The organism is Lentimicrobium sp. L6 (genome assembly GCF_013166655.1).
Classification (GTDB): domain Bacteria; phylum Bacteroidota; class Bacteroidia; order Bacteroidales; family UBA12170; genus UBA12170.
Window position 1 is genome coordinate 39,021 of sequence record NZ_JABKCA010000039.1, and the last position, 11,120, is coordinate 50,140.

The 11,120-nt window shown below is 35.8% G+C and carries 7 protein-coding genes and 1 pseudogene; 4 read left to right on the forward strand and 4 right to left on the reverse strand.

Annotated features, from left to right (window positions below; translation table 11 throughout):
* Nucleotides 1-2,430, reverse strand: coding sequence for a mechanosensitive ion channel family protein (locus tag HNS38_RS11115; RefSeq protein WP_172281080.1), 2,430 nt, complete (start codon nt 2,428-2,430; stop codon nt 1-3).
* Nucleotides 2,431-2,545: 115 nt separating this feature from the next.
* Here HNS38_RS11115 and HNS38_RS11120 point away from each other — a divergent pair, with 115 nt between their 5' ends.
* Entirely contained in the window at nt 2,546-3,346 is an 801-nt protein-coding gene (locus HNS38_RS11120; protein WP_172281078.1) for a cation transporter, read from the forward strand.
* Between the two features lie 2 nt (nt 3,347-3,348).
* On the opposite strand, the gene HNS38_RS11125 is transcribed toward HNS38_RS11120, so the two are convergent.
* From HNS38_RS11125 to HNS38_RS11135, 3 genes are all read right to left on the reverse strand, one after another.
* Nucleotides 3,349-4,041, reverse strand: coding sequence for an SOS response-associated peptidase (locus tag HNS38_RS11125; RefSeq protein ID WP_172281076.1), 693 nt, complete (start codon nt 4,039-4,041; stop codon nt 3,349-3,351).
* Between the two features lie 256 nt (nt 4,042-4,297).
* Nucleotides 4,298-5,203: a cysteine synthase A gene (cysK, locus tag HNS38_RS11130; RefSeq protein WP_172346468.1), complete on the reverse strand. Its 906-nt coding sequence runs from the start codon at nt 5,201-5,203 to the stop codon at nt 4,298-4,300.
* 12 nt (nt 5,204-5,215) lie between these two features.
* On the reverse strand, nt 5,216-6,046 hold the full coding sequence (locus HNS38_RS11135) for a serine O-acetyltransferase (RefSeq protein ID WP_172346469.1): 831 nt from the start codon (nt 6,044-6,046) through the stop codon (nt 5,216-5,218).
* A 535-nt stretch (nt 6,047-6,581) separates the two neighbouring features.
* Between HNS38_RS11135 and HNS38_RS11140 the strand changes: the two genes are divergently transcribed.
* The 3 genes and pseudogenes from HNS38_RS11140 to HNS38_RS11150 all read left to right on the forward strand — a co-directional run.
* On the forward strand, nt 6,582-8,363 hold the full coding sequence (locus HNS38_RS11140; protein ID WP_172346470.1) for a T9SS type A sorting domain-containing protein: 1,782 nt from the start codon (nt 6,582-6,584) through the stop codon (nt 8,361-8,363).
* 47 nt (nt 8,364-8,410) lie between these two features.
* The gene (locus HNS38_RS11145; protein ID WP_172346471.1) at nt 8,411-9,760 is read left to right on the forward strand and encodes a T9SS type A sorting domain-containing protein; all 1,350 of its coding nucleotides are present in this window, start codon (nt 8,411-8,413) and stop codon (nt 9,758-9,760) included.
* 21 nt (nt 9,761-9,781) lie between these two features.
* Nucleotides 9,782-11,120, forward strand: a pseudogene (locus HNS38_RS11150) (hypothetical protein); the annotation flags it as partial.

Here is an 11,120-nt window from a genome sequence, read left to right on the forward strand (position 1 = left end):
CTACATGGGATGACCATGATCAGGAAATCTATCCTGATAAATCAAGCGTTGCTGATGAATAGGAGCTTCAATTTTCTTTTCTTTGAGTTTATCATAAATACCTAAAGCGACATCGCTTTTGGTAGATAAGCCTACATTGTATTGAACCCAAAACAAGATTCTAAAATTCAAGGCCGAATCGCCATATCCTTCAAATAAGCATAGAGGATTAGGTTCTGGATTTACGTTCGGATGTAATGAAATTTCTTTCTTCAATAGTTCAATAACCTCATGTGGATTGGCATCAAAAGAGGTTCTGATATTAATTTCTAGTCTTCGCTTTTGATCGGTGAGCGTCCAGTTGATGACTTGTTTGCTCAACAAATCTCCATTGGGTAATATCACCTCTGAGCCCTCGAAAGTACGAATCTTACTGCTTCGAACTCCAATTTCAGTAACAGTACCATGAAGCTTATCAACTTCTACAGTGTCGCCAACATGAATAGGTCTTTCGAAGCTTACAATTAAGCCCGATACTAAATTATGGAGGATGTTTTGTAAACCAAACCCCAAACCCACACCAAGTGCACCAGCCATTAAACCAAATTCAGACAGGTTGATGCCCGCAGCCGATAAGGCCACATAAACTCCCAATACCACTATCATATATCTGATGACCATGGAGAAGGCATTTGGCAATCCTCTGGTTGAATTACGAATGGGGAATACATTATCGTTGATCAATTCCTTTACCAGGCGAGCAAGTATGAAAGTTCCAGCAAGAATAATGACAAATGACATAATTCCCCCTACCGATATCTTTACTCCTCCAATTTGCCAAAACAAGTCTAGGAAAGCCTCATAAGCATCTATCATTGGTTTGAGGAGGTGAAAGGCCCCAAACACTATCTTTATCCATAAAAAGGCAATATATAGAAAGATCAATCCGCTAATTCTAGATTCGAATTTCAAGTTTTTATGTGAAAATACTTTTATGGAACTTACATATTTAGATCTTAGAAGGATTACCAAAACACTAGAGAATACTGCACCAAAAACAAAGAAAATCAAGGCGTAAGTAGTTGTATCTAAAACCCCATTCACTAATAATTCTGAAAGCTGATAGGCACCTGCAATATTGGCAAGTATAGATGAAAGAATTAATAACATAAATAGGGGAGCTAAAAACAAGATTGCTTTTTTCCAATAAGGATTTCCTATCACATGTTCCTTACTCTTTATCTGGCTTTGATGGGCTTTGTATAAAACAAAACCAAGGGCAAAGGCTTTGATTAATTGAAATATCCTATTAGTTAATGGGTTTACGATCAGGAACTCTTGTATTTCATTGGTCAAGAATACGGCTAAAACCACATAGAGCACCCATTTGTTCTCGATTCTAACATATTTAGGAAATAAGATGATGACCGGTATGGCAGCTAATAAGGTAACGAAACTAAAAAACACTACTGGACCTCCTTCATAGAAATAGATGCTGAGCATCAAAGCTAATGCGAAGGCACATATTATAGGATGATTAATAGTGGTAATGGCTAGTTTTATTCGATGATCATTTCCAGGGAATTCTGTGGTGGAATAGGTTTTTCTAAAATATAGAAATACGATAATCAGGATAATGAAAGAAAAAAGATGAATAATGAATTGCCATGTATATGCAGCATAAAAAATTTTGAGTATCCTTTGTTGGTCTGCCCAATTGGCTTTTATTTCTGCAAAATAATCCTCAACCGATTTCTCCGATTGGTAGTTCCATAGGGGAGGGCTATCGAGAATAAATAAACGACCTTGATAATTTGATTTCTCTATTTCTAGATAGTCAATGACTTTGCTCACCTGGTTTTGTGCATAGATGAGTTTATCTTGAAGACGTATCATATGATCGTTTATCTCAGATACTTCATCATCAATCATTTGTGTACTATCAATAGCCGATTTTAATCTGTTTTGAATTTCCTGTGGAGCTTCTTTTTCATCGGCATATTTCAAGCTTTTGAGCCATACGCTTTTTTTATATTCAAGAGAATCTAAATTGACTTCCAATAGTTGTGCATGCCTACTTACATCCGTTTGCCAGTTATGTATTCGAAGGCTATATCCATTCCACTCGCCAATTAAATTATTAATTCTTTGAAGTGTATATCTGCTGCTATCTTTTATCACCTTGGTACTCAGGCTATCAATAGCGAAAATATATTTCTGATAATTTGTATCTAGTTCAATCACGAATGAGGGTCGCTTGGAATTTTCACGGATTTTTTCCAGTGATTTTAATAAGCTTTCATACTTAAAGGTAATTTCTGATATGGGTATGGGTTTAATAGCTGGTATGCTATCATTGGTTTGACCTACTCCTAAATTGGGCACTAAATAGAACAAAACTAAAAAAATGAAGGAGTACTTTGTGTTTTTATATTGAAGTATAGTTTTCATTTTATGAGGTTTTGTTGATGATTTTGATCCAAAACAAATATAGAATATTAAAATGATTTTTAAAACTTTCATGGAAAGGGTATTTTAGTATCATTGTAAAATCAATAATATATTTATGCAGAAAACAACTTTTGAGGTTAGTCAAATGGATTGTCCTTCAGAGGAGGCTTTAATCCGTATGAAATTGGAATCTATTTCTGGAATCCAATGTTTGAATTTTGATATTCCAAAACGTAGACTTGAGGTTATTCATTTTGAAGATCTAGAGAAAATAGAGCAAGGAATATTGGATTTAAACCTTGGAGGGAAAAGGCTAAACACGGTTGAATTCAATGGGGAAAGCATAGAAAAAGTCCATGACCAAAAGCAGCAAAGGAAATTGCTTTGGGCCGTTTTGATTATTAATTTTGGCTTTTTTATTATAGAGATGGTTACTGGGTTTATTTCCAGATCCATGGGTTTGGTTGCTGATAGTTTAGATATGCTAGCTGATTCTTTGGTATATGGGCTTAGCCTTCTTGTTGTTGGTTCCTCAATAATAATTAAAAAGAGAGTGGCACGAGTAGCAGGTTATTTGCAAATTACCTTAGCTAGTGTAGGTTTGTTTGAAGTGATGAGGAGGTTTATTTATCCAGAATTATCTCCCGATTTTCGTATGATGATTTCCATTTCTTTCATAGCATTATTGGCAAATACAGTCAGTTTGTTTTTATTACAAAAATCCAAGAGCAAAGAAGCACATATGCAAGCAAGTATGATTTTTACTTCCAATGATATCATTATTAATTTAGGGGTGATTTTGGCTGGAGGATTAGTTTATTGGCTGCAATCGAGTATTCCAGACTTGGTGATTGGGACTCTAGTATTTATTATTGTTATTAAAGGTGCTTATAGAATATTAAGGCTTGGCAATTAGGTTTAGTCTTCATCAAATAAAGAAATCTGTTTATTGTTTTGAAAAGGCAGAATTAAATCTGAATCCTCATTTTCCACTTTGTTGATTCTGGTATTCACTTCGAAAGCTTCCATTTTTAAAGAGTCAAATGGCTGAATCATCTTTTGTAAGTCTTTTGTATTTTGATTTTCAACCCATTCTTTTTCCAAATGAGGAGGTAATATGACAGGCATTCTTGCATGTAATGGTTTCATGATTTCATTGGATGCTGTAGTAACGATAGTAAAGGTGTTTTTTATTCTTCCTTCTGCATCTTTCCACTCTTCCCACAAACCCGCAAAAGCAAACATTTCTTTCGATTTTAAACAGATATAATGGGGAATGTTTTGCTTTCCATGCTTCTTCCACTCGTAAAACCCATCGGCTGGTACCAAACATCTTTTGGAGGAGAATGCTTCTTTAAATGCTGGTTTTTCTTGAATAGTCTCCCCTCTGGCATTTATCATTTTAAAAGCCATACGAGGATCCTGAGCCCAAGAGGGTAATAAGCCCCAATGGTATAAGCTCAGGTGCTTGGGTGAATGATTGGTAATGACTCCGAGTTTTTGGCCTGGAGCATTATTATACCTTGCCACATAGGTGTTTCCATCCACATGAATTTTAAATCGTTTCTCGACTTCCGAACTTAATTGAGCAAAAGAATAGCGTCCACACATAGCCTTAGTTTGAACAAATATACAAATTGATACTCTTGGACAACATTTGAATGTCAATAATGAGTCCACACCGAAAAGTAAATAAAATGATATCGCCACTAAGACACCAAAAAAACACAAAGGGCTTACCGTTAACGCTTTAATTTTCGTGCATCTTTGTGTCTTTGAGCCTTTGTGGCTAAAAAAGGCTTTTTGGAGTAGACTCAATAATGAATAATAGGACTTTGGTTTTTTTGACTGGAGTGATTAAGGATTCTTAAAACAAATCTTCCAATGATAAATAGCGTTCCCCAGTATCATAAGCAAAAGTCAATACTCGTTTCCCGACCAATTGTTCTTGTATTTGATGAATGGCAGCAAGGGAAGCGCCTGTGGAAATTCCGATAAATAAACCTTCTTCTAAAGCAGCTCTTTGGGTGAATAAATAAGCCTCCTCCTTTGTTATTTTAATCACTTCGTCTAAGATTTCTGTATTTAGATTCTTGGGAATGAATCCAGCTCCAATGCCTTGGATGGCATGAGGTCCAGCTTTACCTTCGCTTATAAAGGGGGAGTCGCTTGGTTCTACTGCGATTACTTTTAGGTTTGGCCAATGCTTCTTTAACTCTAAGGCTATACCACTAATATGTCCACCTGTTCCCACTCCACTTATCAAAACATCTAATCCCTCTGGAAAGTCATTTATGATTTCTTGTGCTGTAGTTTGACTATGTATTTCAGGGTTGGCAGGATTTTCGAACTGCATGGGCATCCAAGCATTTAAGTCGGCTTGCAATTCTTTGGCTTTATCAATGGCACCTTTCATACCTAGTTCTTTTGGGGTGAGTATGATTTCAGCACCATAAGCTTTCATAAGTTTTCGCCTTTCTATGGACATGGATTCGGGCATGGTTAATATTAAGCGATATTTTTTTACAGCAGAAACCAGAGCCAATCCTATTCCTGTATTTCCCGAAGTGGGTTCTATGATAATACCATTTTTTTTGAGGATTCCTTTGTTTTCGGCATCCGTGATCATGGCTAAAGCAATCCTATCTTTTATGCTTCCACCAGGATTTTGTTTTTCTAGTTTGACCCAAGCGTCTAAATTGGGTTTAAATAGTCTGTTGATTTGAAGAACTGGAGTATTTCCTATTAATTCTAATATATTTTGTTTTTTCATGTCTTTTCGTTTTTAGATGACAAAGTCAATCTTATCTTTTTGTTCTTGTTGGTTATTTCTTAAATGAATCTTAGCTTGATTTAGAACCACAGAATGGGGAGCTACAGACTGAGTAAGCCAAACATTTCCGCCGATGGTTGAATGATGGCCAATGATAGTATCTCCACCAAGAATTGTAGAGCCTGCATAAATCACGGTATGATCTTCGATGCTTGGATGTCGCTTCTTACCTCCTAAACTCTTCGAAACACTCAAAGCGCCAAGCGTTACTCCTTGATATATCTTTACATGTTTACCAATTTCGGTAGTTTCTCCAATCACGATACCCGTGCCATGATCTATACAAAAAGACTCCCCAATTTTAGCATGGGCATGAATATCGATTCCTGTTTTGCTGTGGGAAAATTCGGTGAGCATTCGGGGAATGATAGTCACTGATAAATTATTCAGAACATGAGCAATTCGATAGACTAAAATGGCATAGAAACCAGGATATGATATAATAACCTCCTCTATGGATTTTGCTGCTGGATCGCCTTCATAAATCGCCGTGGCATCTTTGATCAAGGTCTCATAGATTTTAGGTAACTCTTCTTTGAATTGAATGATAGGCTCTTTGGTATCCGAAACACCCGAATCATAAGATTCCAGTATTTCTTTTAGAAGAACTAGAATATCATCTAGGTTTATTTCTTCATCTTCATTATCACAGAATGATAAAATAGGAAATAGATAGCCTATGGTTTCATTGAGGAAATCATGAACCTTTTTTCTACGGGGAACTCTGCCTAAGCTGTTTTCCAAAAACTGACCACGGGATTGTATAAAGTTGTTTTTTCTCATTTTTTCTAGCATAAAAAAAGCCCTCTCGAATTTCGAAAGGGCTGTATATATTAATATCTTGATTTCTAAATTTCTCGAATACACATCACCCTATCACTATTGGTTTCCCAAGAGCAACAACAATTATTAGTAATGTGTATGTTTTTTATCATGGGGCAAAAGTATTGATTATTTGGTTTTCAATAAATAGATGGCATGTTAATTTATTCCTTTTTTACCATCCACTTCATTAAAGATATCAATAATGAAGTGGATGAAAATGTAAGGTTTTTATGGTTGTCAATGAATTGCTCATTCGAATAATTATCTATTTCTATGATTTTTAGTAAAATTAAAAAGCAATTAAATTGTAGTATAGCTTTTGAGTAAATTGCGTATAATATAAAAGCCAGATATACAGTGTTTAAAAAATGAAAATGATGTATAAATAGTGTAGTGTTTATTGATAATGATGTATTAATTATGTAGTGGAAAGTTTGTCTTAACCAGTTAATTATACCGAGTTTTGTTAACTAACCTTTAACAAAAAGACTATATGAGCAATACTTTACATTATTTATTTATCCATGTTTTTGTTTTTTTATTTGTTGTTAATGCTTCTTCCCAAGTAGGCGAAGTAATCTGGCAAGAAGACTTTAATAATCTTGATAATTGGATCATTGAGACTGGAAATGGTAGTTGGGGATGGGGTAATGGTGAATTAGAGTTTTATCAGAGCGATAATGTCACTATTGAGGAAGTTTCAGAAGAACCTGGGAATTTCGCCCTTCGTATAACAGCACGACAAGAATCAGGTGCAAATATAGTGGACCAATGGGGAAACCCTTTAAATTACACTTCCGGGAGAATCAATACCAAATCGAAAGTTTCTCTTCAATATGGAGTGGTAGAAACTCGTGTTCGAATTCCTAATATAGATTTAGGTGGTTGGCCAGCAGTTTGGATGTTAGGCACCGCCAATTATTCATGGCCAACTAAAGGAGAAATAGACATCATGGAAATGGGACATCAGCAAGCTTTCAGAGACTTACATGATGGACATAATGGAGGCAATGGATTAAATAATTCTACAGTGAATCAAATGGTTGGTTCTAATGCCATCTTTTTTAGTGAGGATGCTATAAATCCTGATAATCCTTCTGGAGCAGCTAGCCTTGCATGGGATCCGGATGATGAGTACTGCAGACCTTATTTTAATCATAACGATCCGCTTATTGATAGATACCTTATTTACCGTACCTATTGGGATGAAAATAGTTTGAGATTTACAGTAATCGATAATGATATTGAATATGATTTATTTGCTGAGACATTCTACATAGATTCTATTAGTGATGAGTTTAATCAACCTTTTTTCTTGATTGTAAATATGGCTATTGGCGGAGCCTTTACAGATGCTTATAATCTTGGCGACCCAGGGAGTGGAGAGGCTGTTTCAATGCCTTTTGATGCTGAAATGTATGTTGATTATATAAAAGTAATGGAATGGAATGGTCAGGGTAGTGTTAATGTTGGACCTCCTCAAGAACAATTAGAAACATTTGGAATATTTACCGACGAAACACCCACTAATAATGCCCTATTTACTAATGAACCTGCACATATTTATGTTTGGGAAGGTACGCTATCAGATGGTAATATCCCACCTTACGAAGGAGAAAATGGCATTAGTTGGATTAGTAATGGTTTAGGTTGGTTTGGTGCTGGAATTATGTCGGCTCAACCTATTAATCTTTTGGGTTTTGGCGAAGGATATTTGAAATTCAGAATTAAAATTCCTGCTCATGTGAGTTTTCAGATAGGCGTGATTGATGCTTGGGGAAATCAAAATTACGTAGAGTTTCCAGCGAACCAAACTAAATATGATTTGGTAAGGAATGGTGAGTGGGGACAAGCCAGCATTCCCATCTCTGATTTAAGAGGAGAATTCATCGATCTGCGGATGTTAAGTTATGAATTTGTAATACTTGAGGTGAATGGAGCCAATTGTGAGTTTGCCTTAGATGATATTTATTATGATGGGGGAATGGTGGCTGCCATTGAGACACAAAACCTAAGTAATAAATCTTTATTATCTATAAATCCAAATCCCGTAATGACTCAGGCTACTGTTGCATTTGAAATAGAGGACTCTGGTGATATAGAAATGATAGTTTATGACATCTTTGGTCGTAAAATAGAAGATTTGGTCAAAGGTTTTAGACCATCAGGTCAATATGAGTTTACTTGGAGTCCTAAAAATTTAAATCCTGGAATTTATTTCATTCACTTAAAAACAGCTTCTGGTGAGGTAGTTAAGAAAACTATTATCCAATAAAGAAAAGAAAATAATTAAAACAATTAAATAATATCAAAACAAAATCTATGAAAAATCTAATACTTATTATTTCGCTTTTATCCGTTATAGGATTGAATGCTCAGAATGCTCCTATTGATTTTGAATCCGGTGGTTATGGTGCTGAATGGACCTGGACGGTATTCGAAAACGATGATAATCCACCAGTGGAAATTATCGAAAACCCCGATATGACAGGGGTCAATACCTCTTCTACAGTAGCCAAAATCACAGCCCGTCAAACAGGTGCCCCCTGGGTAGGTTGTGAATCCATGCATGGATCAGACATAGGCAGCTATTCAATAAATGCAAGTAATGCTACAATCAAAATAATGGTTTGGAAATCAGTTATCAGCGATGTTGGAATTAAACTCGTAAAACCCGATGGTTGGTCTATGGGCGAAATAAAAGTGGCAAATACAGTTGTAAATGAATGGGAAGAACTAACATTTGACTTTAGCAGTCAAGTTCAAGATGGATATGATCAGATAGTTATTTTTCCTGATTTTGATCTGGCAGGAAGAACGCAAGATAATATTATCTATTTTGACAATATTACATTCTCTGAACAAGGTGGTGGCGGAACAGGTGCTGAGCCAGAAACTGCTGCAGTAGAACCTACTCAGGATCCTCAAAACGTAATTTCTATGTTTAGTGATGTATATGATGATGTTACTGTTGATACTTGGAGAACTGATTGGTCTGAAGCTGCATTAGAAGATGTGATGATTGATGGAAATCCTACAAAAAAATATACAGCTCTAAATTATGTTGGAATCGAAACGGTTGGAGTAAATTTGATAGATGCTACCGCAATGACTCATTTCCATTTAGATGTTTGGACTCCAGATGCTAATGATTTTAAAGTGAAACTTGTAGATTTTGGAGCCGATGCTGCCTATGGTGGGGGTGATGATACGGAACATGAAATTACTTTTGCTGCTCCAGAAATAGAAACATGGATATCTTACGATATTGCTCTAAGTGATTTCACAGATTTATTGAATAGAGACCATATTGCTCAGTTAATATTGGTGAAAGCTCCTCAAGGAACTATTTTTGTTGATAATGTTTTCTATTATCAAGATATAGTGGGACTTGACGATTATTCCAGCTTAAGCAACTATAAATTATATGATAATCAACCCAATCCTTTTTCTCATGCTACAACTATAAAATTTGAAATTCCTAGTCAGGAACAAACAGAGATTAGCATCCTTGATATTTCTGGACGTAGGATTTCAACTTTAGTGAATACTGTATTTGAGGCAGGAACTCATCAGGTAGAATGGAATATCACCAATGAAAAAGCGGGCATTTATTTTATTAAAATAGAGGCTGGAAGCTTTGTGGATGTTAAGAAATGTATTATTCAATAATGAAATATTAAACTTATCGCAATGAAATATATAAGTACGTTTATTTTAATATTTTCACTGGCTTTCGGTTTTGCTCAAAATAATCCGATTGATTTTGAAGCTGGTGGAAATGGAGCAGATTGGACATGGGCTACCTTCGAAAACAGCACCAACCCTCCCTTAGAAATAATTCCAAATCCTTTTAGTGGTGATGGAAATACCACTACTACAGTCGCTAAATTCACAGCTCTAGATGCCGGAATGGATTGGGCAGGTTGTGAAACTCTTGACATTGGCAGTTTTACCTTTGATGAGGACAATAGCCTTATTAAACTTTGGGTTTATAAAGATATCTTGAGTCAAGTAAAAATCAAACTTGAAGGAACAGGTGGAAATGTTGAAAGTTATGACGTTCTAAATACCCTTACTGGACAATGGGAAGAATTGACTTTTGATTTTTCAGCTGTAATTGGAAATACCTATAATAAATTGGTCGTTTTTCCTGATTTTGCAGCTAGAGACCAAGATAATATCATTTATTTTGACGAAATGACTTTTAATGCTGGTTCTGCACCTGCTGCCCCAGTTATCGCAGCTCCAGTTCCAAGTCATGATCAGGCAGATGTAGTTTCCGTTTATAGCGGAACATATACTGATATTGCTGAAACGAACTTCAATCCAAATTGGGGTCAGTCTACGGCTATTTCTTTTGTTGATGTTGCAGGTAATGAAACCATGAAATATGCTAATTTCAACTATCAAGGAATTAATTTAGGTAGTAATGATGGTACAGTACAAGACTTATCAGCGATGGAGTTTTTACATGTAGATATTTGGACCGCAGATGCCACAGTGGTGAAGTTAACACCTATTAGTGCTAGTACAGGAGAATTTCTTTATGAATTGACTCCTCTGACACAAGGAACATGGAATAGTTATGATATTCCAGTAGGTGATTTCACAGATGTTTCCATGGCCGATATTCATCAGTTAAAGTTTGATGGCCAAGCGGGCGTAAATCCATCTAATATATATTTAGATAATATTTATTTCTATAAAGAGCCAACAACAGCCACAGAACCAAGTGCAGCGGCACCATTACCAACAGAGGATGCAGAAGATGTAGTCTCTATTTATAGTGACAGCTATACAAATCTTGCAGGAACGGATTTTAATCCAGGCTGGGGACAAACAACTGTAGTTAGTAATGAAGATATTGGTGGCAATGAAATGATGAAATATGCTAGTTTCAACTATCAAGGAACTCAATTGGATGGTAATCAAGATTTATCAGCCATGGAGTTTTTACATGTTGATATTTGGACAGCAGATGCCACAGTGGTGAAGTTAACACCTATTAGTGCTAGTACAGGAGAATTTC

Coding starts and splice junctions, on each gene's coding strand:
- HNS38_RS11145 (WP_172346471.1), top strand. CDS start 8,411: ATGAAAAATCTAATACTTATTATTTCGCTTTTATCCGTTATAGGATTG.
- cysK (WP_172346468.1), bottom strand. CDS start 5,203: ATGAAAAAACAAAATATATTAGAATTAATAGGAAATACTCCAGTTCTT.
- HNS38_RS11135 (WP_172346469.1), bottom strand. CDS start 6,046: ATGAGAAAAAACAACTTTATACAATCCCGTGGTCAGTTTTTGGAAAAC.
- HNS38_RS11140 (WP_172346470.1), top strand. CDS start 6,582: ATGAGCAATACTTTACATTATTTATTTATCCATGTTTTTGTTTTTTTA.
- HNS38_RS11125 (WP_172281076.1), bottom strand. CDS start 4,041: ATGTGTGGACGCTATTCTTTTGCTCAATTAAGTTCGGAAGTCGAGAAA.
- HNS38_RS11115 (WP_172281080.1), bottom strand. CDS start 2,430: ATGAAAACTATACTTCAATATAAAAACACAAAGTACTCCTTCATTTTT.
- HNS38_RS11120 (WP_172281078.1), top strand. CDS start 2,546: ATGCAGAAAACAACTTTTGAGGTTAGTCAAATGGATTGTCCTTCAGAG.